This is a genomic window from Methylobacterium sp. P3_A11, assembly GCF_056403155.1.
The window spans coordinates 13,288-37,558 of record NZ_JBFUGA010000059.1; the positions used below are offsets into that span (position 1 = coordinate 13,288).

At 70.8% G+C, this 24,271-nt stretch carries 20 protein-coding genes and 1 pseudogene; 9 read left to right on the forward strand and 12 right to left on the reverse strand.

Annotated features, from left to right (window positions below; all coding sequences use genetic code 11):
* Positions 1-7: 7 nt before the first annotated feature.
* The 4 genes from AC1DXK_RS18640 to AC1DXK_RS18655 all read left to right on the forward strand — a co-directional run bounded on the left by AC1DXK_RS18640 (position 8) and on the right by AC1DXK_RS18655 (position 4,969).
* Entirely contained in the window at positions 8-727 is a 720-nt protein-coding gene (locus AC1DXK_RS18640) for a ribonuclease activity regulator RraA (protein ID WP_457107965.1), read from the forward strand.
* Positions 728-807: 80 nt separating this feature from the next.
* A complete protein-coding gene (locus AC1DXK_RS18645; RefSeq protein WP_477298622.1) occupies positions 808-2,166 on the forward strand; it encodes an MFS transporter in 1,359 nt (452 codons plus the stop codon).
* A gap of 16 nt (positions 2,167-2,182) precedes the next feature.
* On the forward strand, positions 2,183-3,913 hold the full coding sequence (gene araD / locus AC1DXK_RS18650) for an L-arabinonate dehydratase (protein WP_457107967.1): 1,731 nt from the start codon (positions 2,183-2,185) through the stop codon (positions 3,911-3,913).
* Between the two features lie 51 nt (positions 3,914-3,964).
* Complete coding sequence (locus AC1DXK_RS18655; RefSeq protein WP_457107968.1) at positions 3,965-4,969, forward strand: SMP-30/gluconolactonase/LRE family protein; 1,005 nt, start codon at positions 3,965-3,967, stop codon at positions 4,967-4,969.
* Between the two features lie 134 nt (positions 4,970-5,103).
* Here AC1DXK_RS18655 and metH read toward each other — a convergent pair whose 3' ends face one another.
* From metH to AC1DXK_RS18670, 3 genes are all read right to left on the reverse strand, one after another.
* Positions 5,104-8,856 carry a methionine synthase gene (gene metH / locus AC1DXK_RS18660; RefSeq protein WP_457107969.1) on the reverse strand — a complete coding sequence of 1,251 codons (3,753 nt, stop codon included), beginning with the start codon at positions 8,854-8,856 and terminating at the stop codon, positions 5,104-5,106.
* A gap of 302 nt (positions 8,857-9,158) precedes the next feature.
* The gene (gene metF, locus AC1DXK_RS18665) at positions 9,159-10,079 is read right to left on the reverse strand and encodes a methylenetetrahydrofolate reductase [NAD(P)H] (protein WP_457107970.1); all 921 of its coding nucleotides are present in this window, start codon (positions 10,077-10,079) and stop codon (positions 9,159-9,161) included.
* A 45-nt stretch (positions 10,080-10,124) separates the two neighbouring features.
* Complete coding sequence (locus tag AC1DXK_RS18670; protein ID WP_457107971.1) at positions 10,125-11,150, reverse strand: ArsR/SmtB family transcription factor; 1,026 nt, start codon at positions 11,148-11,150, stop codon at positions 10,125-10,127.
* Positions 11,151-11,282: 132 nt separating this feature from the next.
* On the opposite strand from AC1DXK_RS18670, the gene AC1DXK_RS18675 reads away from it, so the two are divergent.
* Positions 11,283-11,864, forward strand: coding sequence for a histidine phosphatase family protein (locus AC1DXK_RS18675; RefSeq protein WP_457107972.1), 582 nt, complete (start codon positions 11,283-11,285; stop codon positions 11,862-11,864).
* A gap of 9 nt (positions 11,865-11,873) precedes the next feature.
* Here the strand turns inward: AC1DXK_RS18675 and AC1DXK_RS18680 are convergent, their stop codons facing one another.
* The 3 genes from AC1DXK_RS18680 to AC1DXK_RS18690 all read right to left on the reverse strand — a co-directional run bounded on the left by AC1DXK_RS18680 (position 11,874) and on the right by AC1DXK_RS18690 (position 15,194).
* Positions 11,874-12,770, reverse strand: coding sequence for a bestrophin family protein (locus AC1DXK_RS18680; RefSeq protein ID WP_457107973.1), 897 nt, complete (start codon positions 12,768-12,770; stop codon positions 11,874-11,876).
* Positions 12,771-12,882: 112 nt separating this feature from the next.
* Positions 12,883-13,821 (reverse strand): ROK family protein, encoded by a 939-nt coding sequence (locus tag AC1DXK_RS18685; RefSeq protein WP_457107974.1) that lies wholly within the window; start codon positions 13,819-13,821, stop codon positions 12,883-12,885.
* Positions 13,821-15,194, reverse strand: a complete 1,374-nt coding sequence (locus AC1DXK_RS18690; RefSeq protein WP_457107975.1) for a dicarboxylate/amino acid:cation symporter — start codon at positions 15,192-15,194, stop codon at positions 13,821-13,823. The genes AC1DXK_RS18685 and AC1DXK_RS18690 overlap by 1 nt, the downstream gene beginning before the upstream one ends.
* 245 nt (positions 15,195-15,439) lie before the next feature.
* Between AC1DXK_RS18690 and AC1DXK_RS18695 the strand changes: the two genes are divergently transcribed.
* On the forward strand, positions 15,440-15,868 hold the full coding sequence (locus tag AC1DXK_RS18695; RefSeq protein ID WP_457107976.1) for a L,D-transpeptidase: 429 nt from the start codon (positions 15,440-15,442) through the stop codon (positions 15,866-15,868).
* A gap of 130 nt (positions 15,869-15,998) precedes the next feature.
* Here AC1DXK_RS18695 and AC1DXK_RS18700 read toward each other — a convergent pair whose 3' ends face one another.
* The 3 genes from AC1DXK_RS18700 to AC1DXK_RS18710 form a co-directional block, all read right to left on the reverse strand.
* Positions 15,999-16,985, reverse strand: coding sequence for a hypothetical protein (locus AC1DXK_RS18700; protein ID WP_477298627.1), 987 nt, complete (start codon positions 16,983-16,985; stop codon positions 15,999-16,001).
* Between the two features lie 316 nt (positions 16,986-17,301).
* Positions 17,302-17,712: a peptide-methionine (R)-S-oxide reductase MsrB gene (gene msrB, locus AC1DXK_RS18705; RefSeq protein WP_457107978.1), complete on the reverse strand. Its 411-nt coding sequence runs from the start codon at positions 17,710-17,712 to the stop codon at positions 17,302-17,304.
* A gap of 96 nt (positions 17,713-17,808) precedes the next feature.
* Positions 17,809-19,002, reverse strand: a complete 1,194-nt coding sequence (locus tag AC1DXK_RS18710; RefSeq protein WP_457107979.1) for a YihY/virulence factor BrkB family protein — start codon at positions 19,000-19,002, stop codon at positions 17,809-17,811.
* 115 nt (positions 19,003-19,117) lie between these two features.
* On the opposite strand from AC1DXK_RS18710, the gene AC1DXK_RS18715 reads away from it, so the two are divergent.
* The 3 genes from AC1DXK_RS18715 to AC1DXK_RS18725 all read left to right on the forward strand — a co-directional run bounded on the left by AC1DXK_RS18715 (position 19,118) and on the right by AC1DXK_RS18725 (position 21,106).
* Complete coding sequence (locus tag AC1DXK_RS18715) at positions 19,118-20,191, forward strand: UV damage endonuclease UvsE (RefSeq protein WP_457107980.1); 1,074 nt, start codon at positions 19,118-19,120, stop codon at positions 20,189-20,191.
* A 46-nt stretch (positions 20,192-20,237) separates the two neighbouring features.
* Positions 20,238-20,789: an RBBP9/YdeN family alpha/beta hydrolase gene (locus tag AC1DXK_RS18720; RefSeq protein ID WP_477298630.1), complete on the forward strand. Its 552-nt coding sequence runs from the start codon at positions 20,238-20,240 to the stop codon at positions 20,787-20,789.
* An 89-nt stretch (positions 20,790-20,878) separates the two neighbouring features.
* Entirely contained in the window at positions 20,879-21,106 is a 228-nt protein-coding gene (locus tag AC1DXK_RS18725; protein WP_457107982.1) for a hypothetical protein, read from the forward strand.
* Positions 21,107-21,113: 7 nt separating this feature from the next.
* Here AC1DXK_RS18725 and AC1DXK_RS18730 read toward each other — a convergent pair whose 3' ends face one another.
* From AC1DXK_RS18730 to AC1DXK_RS18740, 3 genes and pseudogenes are all read right to left on the reverse strand, one after another.
* The gene (locus tag AC1DXK_RS18730; protein ID WP_457107983.1) at positions 21,114-22,142 is read right to left on the reverse strand and encodes a YcjF family protein; all 1,029 of its coding nucleotides are present in this window, start codon (positions 22,140-22,142) and stop codon (positions 21,114-21,116) included.
* A 31-nt stretch (positions 22,143-22,173) separates the two neighbouring features.
* Positions 22,174-23,619: a YcjX family GTP-binding protein gene (locus AC1DXK_RS18735; protein ID WP_457107984.1), complete on the reverse strand. Its 1,446-nt coding sequence runs from the start codon at positions 23,617-23,619 to the stop codon at positions 22,174-22,176.
* A 72-nt stretch (positions 23,620-23,691) separates the two neighbouring features.
* Positions 23,692-24,271 (reverse strand): annotated as a pseudogene (locus AC1DXK_RS18740) (hypothetical protein); the annotation flags it as partial.

Sequence of the window (24,271 nt, forward strand, 5' to 3'; positions counted from 1 at the left end):
GATGCGTATGGCCGGGCTGTCCCCCGAGACGCGCGCCAAGCTGAAGTCCGTCAGCACGGCGACGCTGATGACCGCACTGTTCAAGCGCGGCTTCCGCAATCAGATGATCCAGGGCGTGCGCCCCCTGAAGGCCGGCGGCCCGACGATGGTCGGCGAGGCGTTCACCCTGCGCTACATCCCGGCCCGTGAGGATCTGAACCCCATCACCGTGTTCCGGGACCGGGCGCATCCGCAGCGCAAGGCCGTGGAGGAATGCCCGCCCGGCGCCGTGATGGTGATCGACAGCCGCAAGGACGCCCGGGCAGCCTCCGCGGGTTCGATCCTGGCCACGCGCCTGATGGTGCGGGGCTGCGCCGGCCTCGTGACCGACGGCGGCTTCCGCGACGCCGACGAGATCGCGCAGCTCGCGATGCCGAGCTACCACGTGCGGCCCTCGGCGCCGACGAACCTCACCCTCCATCAGGCGATCGACATCGACGTGCCGATCGGCTGCGGCGACGCGCCCGTCTTCCCGGGGGACGTCATCGTCGGCGACGGCGACGGCGTCGCGGTGATCCCGGCCCACCTCGCCGACGCGGTCGCCGACGAGGCCGTCGAGATGACCGCCTACGAGGACTTCGTGGCCGAGGAGGTTCGCAAGGGCCGCACAATCCTCGGCCTCTACCCTGCCACCGACGAACAGAGTCTCGCCGACTTCGCTGCGTGGCGGCAGCGGACCGGCCGCTGAGTGTGCCGGTCCGGCCCGCTCCGGCCTGGCACGCAATCGGCAGCGGGCCTGGACTCGTCGGTTTCGGCAGGGAGGTGGTCATGGCGGCGGGTCTACGCGCGGGAGCGGTCGTGCCCGACATCGAGCGGCGCACCGTCGCCAGAGTGTCGCGGCGTCTGCTGCCGCTGATCGTGCTGATCTACTTCGTGGCCTATATGGACCGGACGAATGTGGGCTTCGCCGCCTTCGGCCTGAACCGGGAATTCGGGTTCTCCGCGACGCTCTACGGCTGGGCCGCTGGCATCTTCTTCCTCGGCTACGTCATCTTCGAGGTGCCGAGCAACGTCCTGCTGGAGCGCGCCGGGGCGCGGCTCTGGATCGCCCGCATCATGGTCACCTGGGGGCTGGTCGCGGGCAGCATGGCCCTCATCACCGGCCCGGCGAGCTTTCTGGCCCTGCGCTTCCTGCTGGGCGTGGCCGAAGCCGGCTTCTTCCCCGGCGTGATCCTCTATTTCACCTACTGGTTCCCGAAGCGGTACCGAGCCCGTGTGGTCGCCGCCCTGTTCCTTGCGGTGCCGGGCTCGAACGCCCYCACGGCCGTGATCTCGGGGGCGCTGCTCCAGCTCGACGGCACCCTGGGCCTGCACGGCTGGCAATGGCTGTTCCTCCTGGAGGCGGTGCCCTCGATCCTGCTGGCCCTGGCGGTCCTCGCTCTGATGACGGATCGGCCCGAGCAGGCGGCGTGGCTCACCGCCGAGGAGCGGCGGTGGCTGGAGGAAGAACTGGCAACGGAGCGCGCAGGGACGATCCGGGCCCACGGGCACTTCACCCTGCGGACGGTCCTCACCGACCGGCGGATTCTTGCCCTCGGGGCGATCTACTTCTGCATCGGCACCGCCACCTACGGCATCACCTTCTTCATGCCGCCGATCCTGAAGAGCCTGCATCTCACCGATTGGCAGACGGGCGTCGCCACGGCGGTGCCCTACATCGTCGGGACCCTGGGCATGATCGCGTGGAGCTGGTCGTCGGACCGGCGCAACGAGCGGCGCTGGCACTTCGCGATCGCCGCGCTGGTCGCCGCTCTCGGCCTCATCGTGTCCGGTCCCATGCTCGGGAGCCTCTGGGCGCTGACCGCGATGTCGGTGGCCACGATCGGGCTCTACGGCAGCAAGCCGGCCTTCTGGGCGATGCCGGGCGAGTTCCTGGCCGGGCCGGCGGCCGCCGGGGGGATCGCCCTGATCAACGCGATCGGTAATCTCGGCGGCTTCGTCGGCCCCTACGTCCTGGGCTGGCTCAAGGATGACACCGGCACCTACGAGGCGGGACTCTACTTCCTGGCCGCCTGCGCGCTGGCCTCCGCGGCGATCACGGTCGTCTCGGTCCGGTCGGGGGGCGCGGCGGCCGATCCGCGGAACGGCGCCGGCCGCGCAGCCCGTCCCGCCGGACCGAACCCATGAAACCGGAGGCAGGGCGATGACCGCGCGCAAGAAAGACCTGGGCGACCTGCGCAGCCAGCGCTGGTTCGGCGCCACGGACCTGCGCAGCTTCGGCCACCGCTCGCGCATGCTCCAGATGGGCTACGAGCGGGCCGATTTCACCGGCAAGCCGATCGTCGGCATCATCAACACCTGGAGCGACATCAACCCCTGCCACCAGCATTTCCGCGAGCGCGTGGAGCACGTGAAGCGCGGCGTCTGGCAGGCGGGGGGCTTCCCGATCGAGCTGCCCGCGCTCTCGCTGTCCGAGAACTTCGTCAAGCCGACCACGATGCTCTACCGCAACCTCCTCGCCATGGAGGTGGAGGAGCTGCTGCGCCAGCATCCGGTCGACGGCGCGGTGCTGATGGGCGGCTGCGACAAGACCACGCCCGGCACTGTGATGGGGGGCATCTCCATGAACCTGCCGATGGTGTTCCTGCCGGCCGGCCCGATGATGCGCGGCCATTTCGGCGGCACGATCCTCGGCTCCGGCTCGGATGTCTGGAAGTACTGGGCCGAGAAGGAGGCCGGGAACATCACCGCGCAGGAATGGAACGCCATGGAGGCGGGCATCGCCCGCTCCGCCGGCACCTGCATGACGATGGGCACGGCCTCGACCATGACGGCGATCACCGAGGCCCTGGGGCTGTCCCTGCCCGGCTCGGCCTCGATCCCGGCGGCCGACGCCGACCATCCCCGCATGGCCTCCGCCTGCGGCCGGCGCATCGTGGAGATGATCTGGGAGGACCTGAAGCCCTCCGACATCCTCGACCGCCGGTCGATTGACAACGCACTGGTCGTTCACAACGCGCTGGCCGGCTCCACCAACGCGATGATCCACCTCGTGGCCATGGCCGGGCGCGCGGGAATCCCGATCAAGCTTACCGAGTTCGACGCATTCGCCCAGAAGGTGCCGGTGATCGCCAACCTCCGGCCCTCGGGTGAGTGGCTGATGGAGGATTTCCACATCGCGGGCGGCATCCGCGCCCTGATGGCGCGCCTGTCCCCACTCCTCCACCTCGACGCCCGCTCGGTCACCGGCAACACGGTCGGCGACGGGCTCGCCGGTGCGAAGGTCTTCAACGACGACGTGATCCGCCCGCTCGACCGGCCGATCGTCGCCATGGGCGGCACCGCGATCCTCTACGGCAACCTCGCCCCCGACGGCTGCGTGATCAAGCCGCCGGCCGCCGACCCGCGTCTGCTGCAGCATACCGGTCCCGCGCTGGTCTTCGACAGCTACGACGCGATGAGCGCGGCGGTGAACGACCTCGCCCTCGACGTCACCCCCGACCATGTGATGATCTTGCGCAATGCCGGCCCAATCGGCGGTCCCGGCATGCCGGAATGGGGGATGCTGCCGATCCCCAAGGTCCTGCTCCGGCAGGGCGTGCGGGACATGGTCCGCATCTCGGACGCGCGGATGAGCGGGACGAGCTACGGCGCCTGCATCCTGCACGTGGCGCCGGAATCGGCGGCCGGCGGTCCCCTCGCCGCCGTTCGCACCGGCGACCGCATCACGGTCGACGTGCCCGCGCGCCGGATCCACCTGCACCTCGACGACGCAGAGATCGCCGCGCGGGTGAAGGCGTTCGTGCCGCCCGACCGGGCCTATCCGCGGGGCTACAACCGCCTGTTCGCCCAGCACGTGAGGCAGGCGCACGAGGGCTGCGACTTCGACTTTCTGGAAGGTTCGGGCGGGATCCCGGAACCCGAGATCCACTGACCGGCCCGAGCCGTCGGTAACGGGCGGCGGGCCACACCACAGGGAGGTAACATGGTGACGATCGCACGCAGGAGCCTGCTCGCCGGAGCCGCCCTGCTCGGCGCGACGCGGGCGGCCGGGGCCGGCTGGGAACCGTCGCAGCGGGTGCCGGACCCCGCCGTCGAGATCCTGGATCCCACCTTCGCCAAGTACCGCCTCGCCTCGGCGACGGTGGAGCGGGTCGCGACCGGGTTCCGCTGGGCCGAGGGGCCGGTCTGGTTCGGCGACATGGGATCGCTGCTGTTCAGCGACGTGGTCAACGACCGCATCATGAAGTGGGAGGAGGCCTCCGGCGCGCTCTCAGTGTTCCGCAAGCCGTCGAACTACGCCAACGGCAACACCCGCGACCGGCAGGGCCGGCTGATCACCTGTCAGCACAGGACCCGCAGCGTGACCCGGACCGAGCACGACGGCACCATCACCACGCTGCTGGACCGGTTCGACGGCAAGCCGCTGAATTCACCCAACGACGTGGTCTGCCATTCCGATGGCGCGGTCTGGTTCACCGATCCGGCCTTCGGGCCGAACCCGCACGAATCGATGGCCGCGCCGGAGCTGCCCGGCAACGTCTACCGGATCGATCCGAAGACGGGACAGGCCAGCGTCGTGGTCGAGGGCGTGGCGGGTCCGAACGGGCTGTGCTTCTCGCCGGATGAGTCCAAGCTCTACGTCATCGAGGCGCGGGCGAAGCCCAACCGCCTGATCCGCGTCTACGACGTGGTCGAGAACGGCACCAAGACTGCCAACGGGCGGGTGTTCTACGATGCCGGCACCGGCACGCCGGACGGGTTCCGTGCCGATGTCGACGGCAATCTCTGGTGCGGCTGGGGGATGAGCGAGGCCGAGGACGGGGTCATCGTGCTTTCCCCGCAGGCCAAGCTGATCGGGCGGATCCGCCTGCCGGAGCGCTGCGCCAACCTGTGCTTCGGCGGCCTCAACCGCAACCTGCTGCTGATGACGTCCACGCACTCGGTCTATGCGCTGTACGTGAACACTCGGGGTGCCGGGACCTGCTGAGGCTGGACGGGCGGTTCGGGCCGCCGCGCCGTCCTTGCGAGCGGAGCGAAGCAATCCAGGTAGCGCCACGCTGACTGATGTCGCGCTGCCGTGGGTCGCTTCGCTGCGCTCGCGATGACGGTGGTGCCTCGCCCCTACTCCGCCGCCTGCGCGAGATACCGCGCCGGGTCGTAGTTCAGGATCGGTCCGAGCCAGCGCTCGACCTCGCGGACATCCATCCCCTTGCGGGCGGCGTAATCCTCGACCTGATCGCGCTCCACCTTGGCGACGCCGAAATAGTGCGCCTCCGGATGGGCGATGTAGAGCCCCGATACCGAGGAGCCCGGCCACATGGCGTAGGACTCGGTGAGCTTCACGCCGATCCGGCCCTCGGCCTTCAGCAACTCGAACAGGGTGGTCTTCTCGGTGTGGTCGGGCTGTGCGGGATAGCCCGGGGCCGGACGGATGCCGTCGTACTTCTCCAGCATCAGCTCCTCGGGGGCGTAGGCCTCCTCGGTGGCGTAGCCCCAGAACTCCTTGCGCACCCGCTCGTGCATGCGCTCGGCGAAAGCCTCGGCGATGCGGTCGGCGAGCGCCTTCACGAGGATCGCCCGGTAATCGTCGTTCGCCCGCTCGAAGCGCTCGGCGATGCGCACCTCCTCAAGGCCGGCCGTAACCACGAAGCCGCCGACATAATCGGCGATCCCGGTCCCGGCCGGGGCCACGAAGTCCGACAGGCAGGTGTTCGACCGCCCGTCGCGCTTCGAGAGCTGCTGGCGCAGGCCGTGGAAGGTGGCGAGCCGCTCCTGCCGGCTCTCGCCGGTGTAGAGCGCGATGTCGTCGCCGACGCTGTTGGCCGGCCAGAATCCGATCACCGCCTTCGGGTTGAACCAGCGCTCCGCCACGATCTGCTTGAGCATCTCCTGCGCGTCCTCGTAGAGGGCACGGGCGGCCGGACCCTGCTCGGGATCGTCCAGGAGCGCCGGGAAGCGACCCTTGAACTCGTAGGTCTGCAGGAACGGCGTCCAGTCGATGTAGGGCACGAGGTCGGCGACCTCGTAGGAGCCGTAGACCCGGGTGCCGGTGAACGTCGGCTTGGCCGGCTTGTAGCCCGACCAGTCGACCCTGAAGGCGTTGGTCCGCGCCTTGGCGAGCGGCAGCCGCTGCTTGTCGACCTCCGCGCGCCTGTGGGCGTCGGCGACCTTGGCGTACTCGGCCCTGACCTTCTCGATCGTGGCGCCGCGGGTCTCCTTGGAGATCAGACTCGACACCACGCCGACCGCGCGGCTCGCGTCGGTGACGTAGACCGCCTGCCCCTTGGCGTAGGCCGGGTGGATCTTCACCGCCGTGTGGACGCGGCTCGTGGTGGCCCCGCCGATCAGCAGCGGCACGTCCAGACCCTCGCGCTCCATCTCGCCGGCCACGTGGACCATCTCGTCGAGCGACGGCGTGATCAGGCCCGACAGGCCGACGATGTCGACCTTCTCGCGCTTGGCGGTGTCCAGGATCTTGGCGGCCGGCACCATCACGCCGAGATCGATGATCTCGTAGTTGTTGCAGGCCAGCACGACGCCGACGATGTTCTTGCCGATGTCGTGGACGTCGCCCTTCACGGTCGCCATCAGCACCTTGCCGGCGGCCTGCCGCTTGCCGTCGCCGCCATTGGCGAGCTTCTCGGCCTCCATGTAGGGTTCGAGATAGGCGACCGCCTGCTTCATCACCCGGGCGGACTTCACCACCTGCGGCAGGAACATCTTGCCTGCCCCGAACAGGTCGCCGACCACGTTCATGCCCGACATCAGCGGACCCTCGATGACGTGGAGCGGGCGCTCGACGCCCTGGCGCGCCTCCTCGGTGTCGGCCACGATGTACTCGGTGATGCCGTTGACCAGGGCGTGCTCGATGCGCTTGGCCACCGGGGCCTCGCGCCAGGTCAGGTCGGCGGTCTTGGCCTGCGCCGAGGCGCCGGTCTTGAACCGCTCGGCGGACTCCAGCAGGCGCTCGGTGGAATCGTCGCGGCGGTTGAGGACCACGTCCTCGCAGAGCTCGCGCAGCTCCGCCGGGATTTCGTCGTAGACGGCGAGCTGGCCGGCATTGACGATGCCCATGTCCATGCCCGCCTGGATGCAGTGGAACAGGAACACCGCGTGCATCGCCTCGCGCACCGGCTCGTTGCCGCGGAACGCGAAGCTCAGGTTGGAGACGCCGCCCGAGATGTGGGCATGCGGCAGGGTCTCGCGGATCGTGCGGGTCGCCTCGATGAACGCGACGCCATACGGATTGTGATCTTCGATACCCGTGGCAACGGCAAAAATATTCGGATCGAAGATGATGTCCTCGGGCGGGAAGCCGACCTGCTCGGTCAGGATCCTGTAGGCCTTGGTGCAGATCTCGACCTTGCGCTCGTAGCTGTCCGCCTGCCCCTGCTCGTCGAAGGCCATCACCACCACGGCGGCCCCGTAGGAGCGGCAGACGCGTGCCGCTTCGATGAACTTCTCCTCGCCCTCCTTCATCGAGATCGAATTGACGATCGGCTTGCCCTGGATGCACTTCAGGCCCGCCTCGATCACCTCGAACTTCGAGGAATCGACCATCACGGGCACCCGGGCGATGTCGGGCTCGGCGGCGACGAGGTTCAGGAACTCGACCATCGCCTTCTGCGAATCGAGCAGGCCCTCGTCCATGTTGACGTCGATCACCTGGGCGCCGGCCGCCACCTGGTCGCGGGCGACGTCCAGCGCCGCCGCGTAATCCCCGTTGGTGATGAGCTTGCGGAACTTGGCCGAGCCGGTGACGTTCGTGCGCTCGCCGACGTTCACGAAGGGGATCTCCTTCGTGAGCACGAAGGGCTCCAGGCCGGAGAGCCGCATCAGGCGCGGCACCTCGGGGATCGGCCGCGGCGCCTTGCCGGCCACCGCTTCCGCGATGGCGCGGATGTGGTCCGGCGTGGTGCCGCAGCAGCCGCCGACCATGTTGACGAGGCCGGATTCGGCGAACTCGCCGACCAGCTTGCCCATCGCCTCCGGGCTCTCGTCGTAGAGGCCGAACTCGTTGGGCAGGCCGGCATTCGGGTAGGCGCAGACCAGCGTGTCGCAGATCCGCGACAGCTCGGCGATGTGGCCGCGCATCTCGCGGGCGCCCAGCGCGCAGTTCAGCCCGAAGGTCAGCGGATCGGCGTGGCGCAGGGAGTGCCAGAAGGCGGCCGGGGTCTGGCCCGACAGGGTGCGGCCCGAGAGATCCGTGATGGTGCCGGAGATCTGGATCGGCAGGCGGATACCGGTCTCGTCGAAGACCTGCCAGGCCGCCGCCGCCGCGGCCTTGGCGTTCAGCGTGTCGAAGATCGTCTCGATCAGGATCAGCTCGGCGCCGCCGTCGATCAGGCCGCGGACCTGCTCGACATAGGCCTGCTTGACCTGATCGAAGCTGACGGCCCGGAAGCCCGGGTTGTTCACGTCCGGCGAGATCGACAGGGTCCGGTTCGTCGGGCCGATGGCGCCGGCCACGAAGCGGCGGCGGCCGTCCTTCGCTTCGGCGAGCTTGGCGGCCTCGCGGGCGAGCCGCGCGCCCTCGGCGTTCAGCTCGTGGACGATCGACTCCATGCCGTAATCGGCCTGGGCGATGGTGGTGCCCGAGAAGGTGTTGGTCTCGCAGACGTCGGCGCCGGCCAGGAAGTAGTCGAGGTGGATCTGCCGGATCGCGTCGGGCTGGGTCAGGATCAGGAGGTCGTTGTTGCCCTTCTGGTCGTGGCCGTGGTCCTTGAATCGGTCGCCTCGGAAGTCCTCTTCCGAGTACTGGAGCCGCTGGATCACGGTGCCCATCGCCCCATCGAGGACGAGGATCTTTTCCGCCGCGCGCTGGCGCAGGGCCTTTGCGATCTCGGTGCCGTCGACGGGGGCAAAATCGGTCATCGTGCGTCCTGTCAGATCACCTCGATCCGAGGTGCCGGAGCGAAGCGGAGGCCTCGAAGGAGCCCTCCAGATGTCGTGGCGGTCACTGGAACCGTTTTTCGAGGTCGCTCGCGCGGCACCTCGGGAGGGTAAAAAACTTCGTTACATCAGACGCTTCCGTGCCATGGGCGCGGAAACGTCCCCGTCTTTGCGAGCGGAGCGAAGCAATCCAGCAGCGCCACGCTTACGGATGTCGCGCTGCCCTGGGTCGCTTCGCTGCGCTCGCGATGACGGACCGGGGGCGTCAAGCGCGGTCTCGAAAATTAAGCCGCCGCCTTCGCGGCCGCCAGCTTCGGCGCCTGCGCACGCAGGCCGAGCAGGTGGCAGATCGCATAGACCAGATCCGACCGGTTCATCGAGTAGAAGTGGAAGTCGTTGACGCCCTCGTCCACGAGGTCCAGCACCTGCTCGGCCGCCACAGCGCCGGCGACGAGGCGGCGGGTCTCGACGTCGTCCTCCAACCCCTCGAACCGGGCGGCCAGCCAGTAGGGCACTGAGGCGCCGGTGCGGCGGGCGAAGTTCGCCGCCTGCTTGAAGTTCTGCACCGGCAGGATGCCCGGGATGATCGGGATCGTGATCCCGGCGGCCCGGACCTTCTCCAGGTAGCGCAGGTAGATCTCGTTCTCGAAGAAGAACTGGGTGATCGCCTGGTCGGCCCCGGCATCGACCTTGGCCTTCAGGGCGTCGATGTCGGCGTCGAGCGAGGCCGCCTCGGGGTGCTTCTCGGGATAGGCCGAGACCGAGACCTTGAAGTCGCCGATCCGCTTGATCCCCGCCACCAGCTCGGCCGTCGAGGCGTAGCCCTCCGGATGCGGCCGGTAGGCGTGGCCGACGCCCTCGGCCGGGTCGCCCCGGAGCGCCACGATATGGCGCACGCCCGCATCCCAGTAGGACTGGACCACCGCGTCGATCTCCTCGCGGGAGGCGTCCACGCAGGTGAGGTGCGCGGCGGGCTTGAGGCCGGTCTCGCGGACCATCCGGGCCACCGTGTTGTGGGTGCGTTCCCGGGTCGAGCCGCCGGCCCCGTAGGTCACCGAGACGAAGCTCGGCTGCAGCGGCGCGAGGCGCTCGATGGAGTTCCAGAGGATCTTTTCCATCTCGTCGGTCTTCGGCGGGAAGAACTCGATCGAGACGCGGATCGGGTGGTAGCCGTCGCGGCTGGCGCGGTGGGTGGAGCGGCGCATCGGGGTCTCGTCCTCTATGTCGGTCGGTTCAGACGATGGGATCTCTCAGGCGACGGCGCGCTGAGGCTGTTCAGTGCTGTCGTCGGCGAGCCCGTCCTCAGCGAGCCCGTCCTGGGCCAGCCAGAGCGTCACGGTGAGCTGGCCCGATTCACGGGGCGCCAGATCGCGGGTGGCGACCGTGGCGAGCCCCGCCTCGGCGAGCCAGCCGGAGACCTGCTCGGCCGAGAAGCCGAGGCGCCGGTGGGCTTGGCCGGTACGGAGGAATTCCAGCGCGTGCGGCGCGAAATCCACCACCAGCAGACGGCCGCCCGGCGTCACGAGGCGCGCGGCGCCGCGGAGCGCCCGGGCCGGGTCGTCGAGATAATGCAGCACCTGATGGACCACCACGAGGTCGAAGCTCGCCCGGGCGAAGGGCGGCGCGTGGATGTCGCCCTGCCGGAGGTCGACCCGCGACAGGCCCTGGCGCTCCAGGTTGGCCCGCGCGACGGACAGCATCGCGTGGCTCGAATCGAGCCCGGTGGCGCGGCTGGCCCGGGGGGCCAGCAGGCCGAGCATGCGGCCCGTACCGGTGCCCAGATCGATCAGGCTGCCGATCGGGCGGTCGCCCAGGGCGTCGAGCACCGCGGCCTCCACGATCGCCTCGGGCACGTGCAGCGAGCGCAGCTCGTCCCATTTGGGTGCGAGGCGTGCGAAGAAGGTCCCGGCCGCCTCGGCGCGCTGCGCCCGGACGGCGTCGAGCCGCGCGCGGTCCTCCGACAGCGGCGGCGCGGTCCGGTCGAGGCCGGACAGCAGTGGATCTGCCAGGCCGGCGCGGGCATCGGACAGCCGGAAGAAGGCCCAGGCGCCCTCGCGGTGGCGTTCCACCAGCCCGGCCTCCACCAGCAGCTTGAGGTGACGCGAGATCCGGGGCTGCGACTGACCGAGGATGTCGGTGAGATCCGAGACCGAAAGCTCGCCTTCGACGAGCAGCGCCAGGATCCGCAGGCGCGTCTCCTCGGCGGCCGCGCGCAGGACGCCCAGCGCGTCCGGAAAGGGGATCGATCCCGCCTCTTGCCTGCGTTCGATAGACATAAAGATATGTTTATGTGCGTTTCGCGACGGGCGCAAGCATGATCTTGAGCCGCGTCTGCCGGGCGGATGAGACGGAAGCGCGGCAACCGCGTTGATGATAGGGCCGCCGCGGACGCGCCCCGGGAGGCGTGCATGTCCGAGAGCCCGTTTCCGCAGATCACGCTGGTCCGACACGGCGAGACCGCCTGGAGCCGGTCCGGCCAGCATACCGGGCGCAGCGACATTCCTCTGACCCCGGAGGGCGAGACCGCGGCGCGCGCCCTCGCCCCGCGCTTGGCGGCCCGTTCCTACACGCAGGCCTGGTCGAGCCCGTCGAGCCGGGCCTCCACCACCTGCGCGCTGGCGGGTTTCGGAGACCGGCGCGTGATCGATCCGGATCTCGCCGAATGGGATTACGGCGCCTACGAGGGCCGGACCACGAAGGCGATCCTGGCCGAGCGGCCGGATTGGCGCCTGTTCCGCGACGGCTGCCCGGGCGGTGAGACGGCCGAGGCCGTCGGGGTTCGGGCGGACCGGGTCATCGCCCAAGCCCGTACTCGCGATGCCGACCTCATCGTATTCTCCAGTGCGCATGTCCTGCGGGTGCTCGCGGCGCGCTGGATCGGCCTGCCGCCGCAGGGCGGTGCACGCCTCGTCCTCGGCACTGCGAGCGTCTCGGTGCTCGGCTACGAGCACGACCGCACCGAGCCCGTGCTGCGCGCCTGGAACGGATAGGCGCCGACGCTAGCGCAGCCAGTACCCGTCCGGCGCCAGCGCCTCCGGCATCGGCTCGCCGAGGGCGTGGTGGACGATGCGGTCCACGGCGCGGACCATGGCGTCGAGGGGCAGGTCGTTCGGCTCGGTGCCGAACGGCTCCTCGAGTTCGTCGCCAAGGGCGTCGAGGCCGAAGAACGTGTAGGCCACGAGTGCCACCACCACCGGCGTCGTCCAGCCCAGGGAGCCCGTGAGGCCCACCGGCAGGAGCAGGCAGTAGAGCCACGCGGTCCGGTAGACGAGGAGGGTGTAGGCGAAGGGCAGCGGCGTGTTGGCGAGGCGCTCGCAGGCGGTGTGGACGCCCGACAGCGCCTCGATCCGGGCTTCGAGAATGCCGAACTGGATGTCGCTGAGGCGGCCCGCGCGCGTCAGCACGGCCAGGTCGCGGGTGATCGCAGCCAGCACCGAGTCGGTCGGGTTCGGACCGCCCAGGTCCGAATCAGGGCTCCGCCGTGCGACCGCCGCCCCCTCGTCGAGGTCGCGCAGGCGGGCGTGGAGCCCGTGCGCGAAGGCCGACAGGCGTCGCAGTTGCAGGGCCGCGTCCCGCTCCGGCAGCAGGGCCGGGAGGATGCGGGCGAGGTTGCGCACCTCGCCGATCAGGCTGCCCCAGTGCTTCCGGGCCTCCCACCAGCGCTCGTAGCAGGCGTTGTTGCGGAAGCTCAGGAAGATCGAGAGGGCGAGGCCCACCACGGTGAAGGGCGTGACCCCCGCGGAGACCGGAAACAGCGTGGGCCACCGCGACTCCGCCCACACAACCGCGCAGGAGACCCCGACGATCCCGGCGAGCTTCGGCGCCACCCGCGGCAGGATCGAGCCGCGCAGGGTGAACAGCAGGGTCAGCAGGTTGGGCCGGGTGCGGACGATCATCGGGGCTTCGGCGAGGCGATGCCGCCCTCCTGCCCTGCCCCCTTCGGACCCGCAAGCGACGTCTCTATGAGCTTGGCGGTTTGATCGAGCCCGGACTGGCGTGGGACGGGCCTCAGACGGTCTCCGCCTCCCACAGCCACGCCGCCCCGCGCACGCCCGACGCGTCGCCGTGCAGGCTCGCCCGCACGGGGGTGTCGAAGGCGTCCGAGAAGACATGGGGGGCGATCGCCGCCGGAAGGTCCGCGATCAGCTCCGGAATCCGCGACAGGCCGCCGCCGATCACGATCACATCCGGGTCGAGCAGGTTCACCACCTGGGCGGCCGCGCGACCGAGCCGCTCGAGGTGCACGGCCAGCGTCTCCTGCGCCGCCACGCTGCCGCCACGGGCTTCCGCGACGACCGCCTCGGCGGTCAGGCTCCCGCTGTGCCGCCGCGCGTGGTCCGCCGCGAGCCCGGGTCCGGATAGCCAGGTCTCGACGCAGCCCCGGCGGCCGCAATAGCAGGCGGGACCCGGCCGTTCCTCGTCGCGGGGCGCCGGCAGGGGGCCGTGGCCCCATTCGCCCGCGATGCCGTTGCTGCCCGTGAGTGCCCGCCCGTCGATGGCGATGCCGGAGCCGACGCCGGTGCCCAGGATCACCGCCCAGACCACGCGCGCGCCCGCGCCGGCGCCGTCGATCGCCTCCGAGACCGCCAGGCAGTTGGCGTCGTTCTCGATCCGGAGAGGCCGCGCCAGCCGCCCGCCGAGGTCGGCCGCGAACGGTTGGCCGTTGAGCCAGTGCGAGTTGGCGTTCCGCACGAGGCCGGTCGCCGGGGAGAGGCTTCCCGGCATGCCGATGCCGACGCTGCAGGGGGCGCCGGCCTCGGCTTCGAGGCACAGAACCAGGTCGGCCACGGCCTCGAGGGTCGCCCGATAGGCGCCGCGCGGGGCGGGCACCCGGGCCTCGGCCAGGGTCGATCCGTCCCGGCCCAGCACGATCCCGGCGATCTTGGTGCCGCCGAGGTCGATGCCGAGGCGCGGGCGCCCCTCGGCTCCTTCCGTGGGCGATCCCATCACTCGGCGGCGGCGACCTTGCTGTCCGTCCCCATCGGCTGCGGCGCCTCGTCGGCGATGTGGGTGCCGATGGCGAACGGGTGGGCCATCACCTCGTTGAGCTTGGCCACGTCGAGTTCGCCCTCCCACCGGCTGACCACCACGCAGGCGACGCCGTTGCCCACGAGGTTGGTGAGCGCGCGGCACTCGGACATGAACTTGTCGATGCCGAGCACCAGGGTCATGGCGGCCACCGGGACCGGGCTGTTCGGGATCGCCGAGAGCGTCGCCGCCAGGGTGATGAAGCCCGCGCCGGTGACGCCCGAGGCGCCCTTCGAGGTCAGCATCGCCACCAGGATGATCGTCGCGTACTGGGTCACCGACAGGTCCACGCCCACGGCCTGCGCCAGGAACAGCGTGGCCAGGGTCATGTAGATGTTGGTGCCGTCGAGGTTGAACGAATAGCCGGTCGGGACCACGAGGCCGACCACGGAGTCCGACGCGCCGAGCCGGCGCATCTTCGTCATGAGCTGCGGCAGCACCGTCTCTGACGATGAGGTGCCGACCACGATCAGCAGCTCGTCCTTGATGTAGGCGAGGAAGCGCAGGATCGAGAAGCCCGCCACCCGGGCGATCGTCCCGAGCACCACCAGCACGAACAGCGCCGCCGTGACGTAGAAGGTGCCGACCAGCCACGCGAGGTCGTAGACCTTCTGGATGCCGTACTCGCCGATCGTGAACGCCATGGCACCGAAGGCGCCGATGGGGGCGAGCTTCACCACGATGCCGATGATCTTGAAGAAGATCTGGCCGGCCGTGTCGATCACGTGGTTCACCGCGGCGGCGCGCTCGCCCAGTCCCGTCACCACCACGCCGGTGAGGATCGAGATCAGCAGCACCTGCAGCAGGTCGCCGGTGGCGAAGGGATCGAAGAAGCTCTTCGGGATGATCGCCAGGATGTGGGCGACGGTGGAATCGGAGGCCGCCTTGCTGGCGTAGGTCGCGACCTTGCTGGCGTCGAGCTTCGACGGGTCTGCATTGAACCCGGCGCCCGGCTTGATCACCTCACCGACGATGACGCCGATCAGCAGCGCGAGGGTGGAGACCACCTCGAAGTAGACCAGCGCCTTCAGGCCGACGCGGCCGACCTTCTTGAGGTCGCCGATCGACGCGATGCCGTGCACGATGGTGCAGAAGATGATCGGGGCGATCATCATCTTGATCAGGCCGATGAAGGCGTCGCCGAGCCACTTCATCGACTTGCCGGCGGCCGGGTCGTACCAACCGAGCAGCACACCGAGCGCGATGGCGATCAGGACCTGAATGTAGAGCACCTTGTACCAGGGCTCGCGGGGTGCCGCGGTCGGACCCGTCGCGTGGATTGCCTGTGCCATGTCCATCCCGTGCGACTGCCGCGCACCCTCCCAATGTGCCGGCACGCTAGCGATTATCATCCCGCGCCTCAACGGCCGCCCGGTAATCAGCCGGGAACCAATCGTGACAAAAACCTGTCGATCCCGTCGGCGAAGACTTTTCTCGTCTGACAATTGCGCGCATGCCCGGGAGCGCGGCTGTACCGGCCTTGCGGGCCGGTCTCGCCCGCCCACCGACGACGATCGGTGATCTTCGGAGCGTGACCGTGGCTGGACTCAAGCGGACCGGAACGGCGTTCCTGGGCGCCGTTCTCCTCGGCCTTTCGGTCGGACCGGCCGCCGCCGGTGTCGTCGCGCAGATCGATCAGTCGCGCCAGCGCATGCGCGTCTACGTGGATGGCTATCCCGCCTACGAGTGGCCGGTTTCCACGGCCCGGCGCGGCTACGTCACGCCCAATGGCCGGTTCCGCGTCGGCCTGATGGCGCCGATGTGGCGCTCCCGCAAGTATCACGGCTCACCGATGCCGCACGCGATGTTCTTCCGCGGCGGCTACGCGATCCACGGCACTTTCGCGACGGGCGCCCTGGGGCGCCGGGCGAGCCACGGCTGCATCCGCCTGTCGCCCGGCCACGCCGCCGCCCTGTTCAGCCTCGCCCGGAGCCGCGGCGGGGCGGCGGTGGTGATCCGCGACTGAACGGACGGGCCGGTCCGAAGGAGCCCCGGCACACCCTACGGGGGCACCATAAAGGAACGGGCCGCAGCACGATCCGCACTGCGGCCCGGAGGCGTCCCGGTATCGACGCGCTGGAGCGCGCCGGTCCGGCTCAGGTCTGCTGCTGGGTCCGGCGGGGGCGCACGGTCCACCGCTCGAACATCGAGGCGGGGTCGTCGCCCTTTCCGTCCTTGTGCTCGGCGGCGGGGTCGGGCTGCTGGTGGATCGCCGCGCCGAGGGCCTGAGACAGGCTCTCGATGACGTCGTCGATGCGGGCATCCCCGTGGAGGGCGTCTCCGGTGGCGGGCTGCGCGGCATGCGTCTCGGCGGCGTGCACGGCCGCCTCCGGCACGGGAGCCGCCTCAGGCTCCGGCTCCGGGTCGGGATGCTGCTCCGGGGCCGGTTCCACCGGACGCGGCGATGCCGCGGCGGGTTCCGGGGCGGGCGGCGGCGGGGCCGGGATGACCGAAGCGGCCGCGGCCGGGGCGGCCGGGGYCACGGCCCGACGCATCGCGCCCATCGCACCGTCATCGGATTCCGACGTCCGGCTGCTGCTGCCGTAGCGGCCGAAGCCGAACCGGGGCTCGATCAGGTCGAGCACCGCGTCCAGCGCCGCGTTGCTCAGGGCCACCTCCTCGGCAGCCGGCACGCCCTGGATGGCGAGGGCCTGACGCTCGAAGGCCGGCTCGTTGCTGACCTCACGACCGAACCAGCTCGGCGCATGGAATCCGGCCGCATCGCCGTCGTGGTCGAAGGCGACGCTGATCAGGTCCAGGCTGCCGGGCGTGACGTAGCGGTCGATGGCGATCTCACGGCCGCCGGCGTTCAGGGTGGTGCGGTCGTAGGCGGCCTTGCCGGGACAGACGTCGAGCAGCGCGTCGCCATGGGCGCGCGGAACCTCGGTGCGCTCCTCCACGGGGATGCCGTCCGCCCCCTTGTTCACCAGCACCAGCTGGCAGTTCTGGCCGTCCACGCGCACGTAGGAGGCGCGGCCATTCTGAGGGGCGAAGTGACCCTCGGTGATCCGGGCGCCACCCCGTTCCTTGCGGATCAGACGGACCAGCGACGGTGCGACCAGAAATCGGCGAACGGTGCTCATGTACTTTTACCCCTCCCGCTTGGTCGGCGGCGCGCCGATCCGGCGGACAGCCCCGAGCGCTGCCGGACTGGACGGAAGGGAGCAAGTGGAACCGCCGCGCATGCCGTATAAGCTGGACTGCAACGCCGTATTCGCCAGAGCCTGACCGCTTCCGTCGCCATTCACCGGACAGCGACAACCTGAGACTATAGAGCGCTAAGCAAAAACGCGACGAAATCAAGACCGGATCGGCTCGACGATCCTGCCGCGGTGCGCTCTGTCCCCGATATCCCGAGTTCCGCGCCGGGTTTCGAGCCCCGATTCGGAACCGCGCGCTCTACTCCGCCGGTTCGAAATCCATCGCGGCGCCGTTCATGCAGTAGCGCAAGCCGGTCGGCGCCGGGCCGTCGTCGAAGACGTGGCCGAGATGGCCCTTGCAGCGGGAGCAGTGCACCTCGGTGCGGACCATGAAGTGGCTGCGATCCACCGTGGTCTCGACGGCCCCGTCGATGGGGTCGAAGAAGCTCGGCCAGCCGGTTCCGGACTCGAACTTGGTGCCCTGCTCGAACAGCGGCTGCCCGCAGCCGGCGCAGGTGAAGGTGCCGGCGCGCTTCTCGGCGAGCAGGCAGCTCGTGCCGGCCCGTTCCGTCCCGTGCTCGCGCAGGACCCGATACTGCTCCGGCGTCAGGCTCGCGCGCCACTCGGCGTCGCTGCGAGCCTCGGGGCTGGTGGTCGGCGTATCGGCCATGACGATCTCCCTTTTCGCCACGCTATATAGGGATCGCGCAGCACTTCCGGCAGCCCCGGAGCCGGGTTCGCCCCGTGCCTGAACCGAATGCGGCGGTCAGGCGGCGGCGCCGACAGTGTCGGCCATCCGCGCCCGGCGGGCGCCCAGCGGCACGGGCGCCCCCGTGGTGGTGTCGCGGGCGGTCTGGTGCTCCAGCTCGGCATTGATCTCGCCCCCCAGCAGGACGATCGTGGACGAGATCCAGATCCAGGTCATGAAGCCGACCACCGCGCCCAGCGAGCCGTAGGTCTCGTTATAGGTGCCGAAACTGGCGACGTACCAGGAGAACAGGAGGGAGGCGACGAGCCAGAGCAGGCCGGCGACGACGCTGCCGACCCCGACCCAGCGCCAGCGGGCGTGCTCCCGGCTCGGACCGAAGCGATAGAGCACCGAGAGGCCGCCGAGCAGGACGATCAGGATCGCCGGCCAACGCAGGGTCGCGAGCAGCCACGCGGTGGAGCCGAGGCCCAGGAAGTTCAGGGCCACCGGCACGACCACGATCACGTTGAGGGCGATGATGATGAACAGCAGGGCGCCCACCGTGAAGGTGAGCGACCGGAGGTTGAGCCAGAAGAAGTTGCGCTTCTCCTCCTCCTCGTAGACGACGTTCAGCGCATCGAACATCGCTTTCATGGCCGCGTTGGCGCTCCAGATCGACAGGAGCAGGCTCGAGAAGAACGTGATGCTGAGGGAGCCGCTGCCCTTGGCGGCGATGCGCTTGACCTGATCGCCGATGAGCTCGACCGCCCCGGAGGGCAGCACCGCGTGCAGCTGGGCGAGGTGGTCGTTGATCACGGTCACGTCGGCGAACAGCCCGTAGCAGGTGACCAGCGCGGCGATGGCGGGGAACAGCGACAGCAGGGTGTAGAAGGTCACGCCGGCGGCGACCGCCAGAACCCGGTCCTTGTTGAATTCCAGGTACACCCGGACCGCGATGTCCTTCCAGCCGGACCGCGTCATCTCGGCGGGGCTGTCGGCGCCGCGGCCCCGCTCCGGCTGGGTCGCGGCGGTGAGCAGCGCGGCGCGACCCGAGATCGACCGCGCCCCCGCCGCCACGCCCTTCCGCAATCCCCGCTCGTCGTCGCGGGGCCGTTCGGGCTCGCTCGGCGGCGGTTCGGCGGGAACCGTCGCCGCGCTGCCCCGCCGGCCCGGCGCCGCGGCGAGGGCGACCAGCGCCGAGCCGAGCATCAGGATCCACAGGATCGAGCCGGTCTCGGAGTGTCCGGTCGAACGCGGCGGTGACGGGGGCATGTGTCCGGGGGCCAGTGCGCGGAACTGCCGCGCTCGGGACTCCCAACGTCGTCGTGCGGCGGCCGTTCCGCGCGTTCGACGGGGACACCTCGGTCGCCCGCGCGTTGTGCCCGTTATGCGCGATCAGCCCCGCCTTGGATTCTGCTGCAAATTTGTCTTGGACGAGCCTCCCGGCACCCACGCGACCCTCAAGGCCGAGCGGGAGGCCACCCTGCACATGAACCTCACCAGCGTGACCATGGCGCATCTCGCCAAGCTGGATCCTGCGGCCCGGCGGACCAAGCTCGCCGGCCTCGTCGCCCACAATCTCGACGCCCTCGCCCGCCAGATCGCCTGGGTCGGGGGCCGGCCGCCGATCGAGCGCCTGCTGCGCATGGCCAGCAACGTCCTGCCGGGCTACACCCACCCGATCGCGCAGGCCCTCTACGTCGAGCCGGAGATGGCGGCGCTCGTGGAGCGCGGCCTAGCGGAGGCGGGCGCCCTGGCGCGCCGGCTCGGCGTGCGCCTGAGCTTCCATCCCGGCCCGTTCTGCCTGCTGGCGAGCCGGAACCCGGCGGCCATCGCCAACGGCCTGTCGGAGCTCGACTACCACGCCGAGATCTTCGACCGCATGGGGTACGGCGGCGGCTGGCACCCGCACGGCGCCCATATCAACATCCATGTCGGCGCCGGCGACCCTGGGGTCGAGGGCTTTCGCGCCACCCTCCCCCGCGCGAGCCGGATCGCGCGCGACCTCGTCACGGTGGAGAACGACGAGAACGTCTTCGGCCTCGACGCGGTGCTGCGTCTCGCCGACGTGGTGCCGGTGGTGCTCGACCTCCATCACCATTGGGTCCAGAGCGGCGGCGAATACCTCGAGCCGGACGATCCCCGGATCGCCCGGGTGACGGAGTCCTGGCGCGGCGTGCGGCCGGTGGCCCATATCAGCGTGTCGCGGGAGGCGGTCGCGTCCGATCGCGATCCGGATGCCCTGCCGGACTACCCGGCCCTGCGCGCCGCCGGCCATGCGGTCCGGGACCTCGCGGCCCATTCCGACATGATGTGGAACCGGGCGGTGAACGACCTCGTCGCCCGCCATCTCGTCTGGGCGGATTTCGAGATCGAGGCCAAGGCGAAGAACCGTGCCTCCATGCAGATCGCCCGCCATATCTTGGCGCGGGAGCGGGTCGGCCCGATCGCGGCCGCGTGACCGGACGGTCTCGACGCCCTGCCCGGAGGGCGATAGGCATCGCGCCATGAAGACCGCCGATTGCGACATCCTCATCGTCCCGGGGCTCGGGGGCTCCGAGGAGGACCATTGGCAGGCCCGCTGGGCCGGCCGCCTCGCCACCGCGCGCGTGGTGGAGCAGGACGAGTGGCACGCCCCGACCCCGGAGGCGTGGTGCGGGCGCATCGCCGAGGCGGTCGCGGCGGCGACGCGGCCGGTGATCCTGATCGCCCACAGCCTCGGGGTCGTGGCCTGCGTCGAGGCGGCGCCGCGCTTCCCGGCGGGCGTCGTGCGCGGCGCCCTGCTGGTGGCCCTCCCGGATGTCGAGGAGGCGCCGGACCTGCCGGATTCGGTTCGGGCCTTCGCGCCGATGCCGCGGGATCCCCTGCCCTTCCCGTCGCTGCTGGTCGCCAGCCGCACCGATCCGCATTGCCGCTACGAGCGCGCTGACGATTTCGCCCACGCCTGGGGCGCGCTGACGGTCGACGCGGGCGAATCCGGCCATATCAACGTGGCGAGCGGGCACGGGCCCTGGCYGGAGGGGCTGATGCGGCTCGCCGGGTTCCTGAAGGGGCTGTGACCGGCGCTCGTTAACGCGCCGTTTACCACCGCAGCCTTCAGTGGGGGCACGGGCGGTTCTTCGTCCCGAAGCCGCCCCTGGAGAGCACCGTGACGCGCAAAGAGCTTCTGGAACGACTCGAAACGGTTCAGACCGCCCTGGGCCCCCGCGCCCAGAGCAACTTCAACAGCTCGCTGTTCAACGACGTGACGCTGCTCAAGCGGATCGAGGCCTTCGAGGCCAAGCTCGGCGAGCCCGAGAAGCCGAAAACCGCCGACTACACCGGCAACATGTTCTCGCGCATCGCCAACCGCCGCGCCGCCGCGGGCGGGAAGTAGGCCGTCGCTATTTCGGCTCGGCCTCGGCCGAGCGCAGCAGTTCGCCGGCGACGTCGGCGAGCCGCGGCGGGGTCTCCCGCACGAACGGCAGCGGCCGGCAGACGTTCAGCGCCGCGAGCCCGAACCGGGCGGTCATCAGCCCGTTGAGCACGCCCTCGCCCAGCTTGGCCGAGACCCGGGCGGCGATGCCGAGCCCCAGAACCTGCTGCATCACACTCTCGCCTACCGCCATCCCGCCGGTGACGGTGAGATGCGCGAGCGCCGCCCGCCCCAGCCGCAGGAAGCCCAGAAAGCCGGGCCGGCCGCCGTAGATGGCGGCGATCCGGCGCAGCAGCCGGACGGCTGCGAACACCACGAAGGCCACGTCGACGATCGCCCGCGGGCTGAGCGCCGTCACCGCCGAGACCTGCTTGGCCGCCGTCGCGATGGCGTTGCGCGCCTGCCGGTCGAGCCCCGCCAGCAGCTCGTGCTCCGCGAGCCCGATCCGGTCGTCCACGTCGAGGATCGCGTCCGCGGCCGCGTCGATCCGGGCGCGGCCCGCCGACAGGGCGTCGCGGTCGGCGTAGAAGCTCGAGAGCGCCTGCACCACCGCCTGCGCGCCGGTGTGGTCGCGGGTGGCGAGGGCGTCCAGCGCCGACTGGCGCAGGCGCTCGATCTTCTTCTCGCGCCGCAGGCCGGCGAGTTCCCGCACCACGATGGCCAGGAGCGCCAGCCCCGCGAGGCCGAGCAGGGCCAGCGCCACCCAGCCGAGCCACGGCGCGGCCTGGAACAGGTCTGCGATCATCCGCTCGACCGACAGGCCGACGCCCAGGGAGACGAGGCCACCCACCGCCGAGAGGAACAGGGCGCCCCAGGGCGAACGCGACCGCGGCGCCACCGGCACGGCGACGCCGTCGGCCGCGTCGACGATCTCGAAGGGGTCCTCCACGATCCGCGCCTGCGGCAGCCGGGCGGCGAGCGGCGTCGTGGTGACGCTCGGCTCCGCTGCCGGCTCAGGGGTGATTCGGAAGGCACGGGGTTTCTGGCCCGGGGTCATGGCTGGGGACTCCGCAGATTCACCGACATCGTCACGCCAGCCTGTCGCCGATCAGGAACTGCATCGCCCGGTCCAGCCGGATCTGCGGCAGGTGCCCGGGCCGGCCGAGCCCGTCGGGCCGCACCAGCGGCGGCCGGAAGCGCGGGAAGCGGAGCGAGCCCGGCTCGACCGCACCCTCAAGCACCGCCTCGGCGCGGGCCGGCAACTCGCCCGGGAAGATGGCGGCCTCGCCGTTGCCGTCGAAGACCTCGTCGCCCACCACCTCGCCGGCCTCCGGGGTGCCGGCCACCGCGCGCAGCGTCTCCGACCCGTCGTGGACGGTGGTCTCCCGGGTGGCGCGCACGGAGGCCAGCGCCACGGTGCCCACGCGGGCGCCCGCGGCTTCCGTCCGCCGCATGGCCCGGGACACGAGCAGCCGCAGCAGGGCGTCGAGCCGGTCGTGGCTCGTCTGGTGGAGATGGTCGGCCTTCGTGGCGGCGAACAGGACCCGGTCGGCCCGGGGTGCGAAAAGCCGGGACAGGACGGTGTTGCGGCCGATGTTGAGGCTCAGCAGCACGGCGTCCAGCGCCTCCTCCAGCTCCGCCAGGGCGGTCGGCCCGGCATCGACTGCCGAGAGCACGTCGACCAGCACGATCTGCCGGTCGACCCGCTGGAAGTGGTCGCGGAAGAAGGGCGTGACGACCTTCGTCTTGTAGGCCTCGAAGCGCCGCTCCATCAGCCCGGCGAGGCTGTTCGGGGCGATCGTCTCGGTCAGGCGATCGAGGGGCGCGAAGGTGAGCGCCGGGGAGCCCGCGAGGTCGCCCGGCATCAGGAACCGTCCCGGAGGCGTCGTGGCGACCGATTCCGGGCCGGCGCGCAGGCCGGCGAGGTAAGCCTTGAAGGCGTCGCTCGCCCGCTCGGCCGCGATCTCGTCGAGGGGGCCGTCGGGATCGAAGCCCTTGAGCGCCTCGAGCCACGGCGCCGCCACGGCCGCGCGACCCGGGCGGCGGGTGCCGCCGATCGTGGAACGGGACCACGCCGTGTAGCTGGTCTCGATCAGGGCGAGGTCGAGGAGCCACTCGCCCGGATAGTCGACCACGTCGAGCATGAGGGTGGCGGGGCCGGTGCGCCAGCCGGCGGCGCGCTCGTAGGCGATCTCCAGGCGGAACTGGCTGATCCGGTCGGTGGAGCGCGGCCAGCGCCGCGCCTCGGTGAGGGTCGCGAAATGCTCCTCGAAGGGAAAGCGCGGCACGTCGTCGTCGGGCTGCGGCACCAGCTTGGCGCGACGCAGGCGGCCCTCCTGGGCGGGCGCGAAGGCCGGCAGGGCGTGGGTCTCCACGAGATGGTGGATCAGTGCCGTGGTGAACACGGTCTTGCCCGAGCGCGCGAGCCCGGTGACCCCGAGCCGGAGCGTCGGCTGGATCAAGAGGTCGTGCGAGGCTTCGGCGAAGGCTTTGACGGCCGAGCCGGCGCGTGCGGCAAGGTCGGTCAGGGGCACGGGCGGGCTCGTGGTGAGGGGGACAGGCCGGGCAGAGGTGGCGCGGGGCGGGCCGAACCGCAAGGCTCGCCGCTAGGGGGGGGTATTGTTTGCCGAAGGCGTGAGCGGTCTCAGACGGGCGATCGCCCCGGCGACGAGGTCCGGTCCGGCCCGGAGCGTGCCGAGTTCCACCGCCGACATCGCCAGCATCACCGGCGCAAGGTGGGGCCGCGGTGCGCCGTCCGGCCCGAACAGGTCGAGGTCGTCACCGGGCTTCAAGCCGACGCTGCCGCTGATGCGGGCGGCATAGGCCTGGATCCGAACCTCGTCGCCCGTGCAGAGCGGTGCCGGCAGCCGCAGGTCGAGGAGCGGCAGCCCCAAGGCGATGGCCGGCAGCAGCGCGGATTCGGCGACTAGCCGGTCGGCGCTCGGGATCCGTCCGGTCGCCGGCCGGTCGAGGAGCGCGGCCGGATCCGCGAGGCCCCGGGCCGGGTGCCCCCGGCTGGACCGTGCCGGCTCGGGCGAGGCGGAGATTCCGGCGGCGATGTCGGGGACGGCCTGGAGCGTCGCCACGCGCGACACGGCGGCCGGGCGGCGGCCCATCCGGGCGAGCGGAGACCAGGGTTGCACCCGCAGGGCCGACCGGCCGCGGGTTGCCCCGCCGGGCCTGTGG

Bases quoted from the DNA above. Each gene is read 5' to 3' on its own strand.
- AC1DXK_RS18640 (WP_457107965.1), top strand. From the start codon at position 8: ATGGCCGGGCTGTCCCCCGAGACGCGCGCCAAGCTGAAGTCCGTCAGC.
- araD (WP_457107967.1), top strand. From the start codon at position 2,183: ATGACCGCGCGCAAGAAAGACCTGGGCGACCTGCGCAGCCAGCGCTGG.
- AC1DXK_RS18655 (WP_457107968.1), top strand. From the start codon at position 3,965: ATGGTGACGATCGCACGCAGGAGCCTGCTCGCCGGAGCCGCCCTGCTC.
- metH (WP_457107969.1), bottom strand. From the start codon at position 8,856: ATGACCGATTTTGCCCCCGTCGACGGCACCGAGATCGCAAAGGCCCTG.
- metF (WP_457107970.1), bottom strand. From the start codon at position 10,079: ATGCGCCGCTCCACCCACCGCGCCAGCCGCGACGGCTACCACCCGATC.
- AC1DXK_RS18670 (WP_457107971.1), bottom strand. From the start codon at position 11,150: ATGTCTATCGAACGCAGGCAAGAGGCGGGATCGATCCCCTTTCCGGAC.
- AC1DXK_RS18675 (WP_457107972.1), top strand. From the start codon at position 11,283: ATGTCCGAGAGCCCGTTTCCGCAGATCACGCTGGTCCGACACGGCGAG.
- AC1DXK_RS18680 (WP_457107973.1), bottom strand. From the start codon at position 12,770: ATGATCGTCCGCACCCGGCCCAACCTGCTGACCCTGCTGTTCACCCTG.
- AC1DXK_RS18685 (WP_457107974.1), bottom strand. From the start codon at position 13,821: ATGGGATCGCCCACGGAAGGAGCCGAGGGGCGCCCGCGCCTCGGCATC.
- AC1DXK_RS18690 (WP_457107975.1), bottom strand. From the start codon at position 15,194: ATGGCACAGGCAATCCACGCGACGGGTCCGACCGCGGCACCCCGCGAG.
- msrB (WP_457107978.1), bottom strand. From the start codon at position 17,712: ATGGCCGATACGCCGACCACCAGCCCCGAGGCTCGCAGCGACGCCGAG.
- AC1DXK_RS18710 (WP_457107979.1), bottom strand. From the start codon at position 19,002: ATGCCCCCGTCACCGCCGCGTTCGACCGGACACTCCGAGACCGGCTCG.
- AC1DXK_RS18715 (WP_457107980.1), top strand. From the start codon at position 19,118: ATGCGCGATCAGCCCCGCCTTGGATTCTGCTGCAAATTTGTCTTGGAC.
- AC1DXK_RS18730 (WP_457107983.1), bottom strand. From the start codon at position 22,142: ATGACCCCGGGCCAGAAACCCCGTGCCTTCCGAATCACCCCTGAGCCG.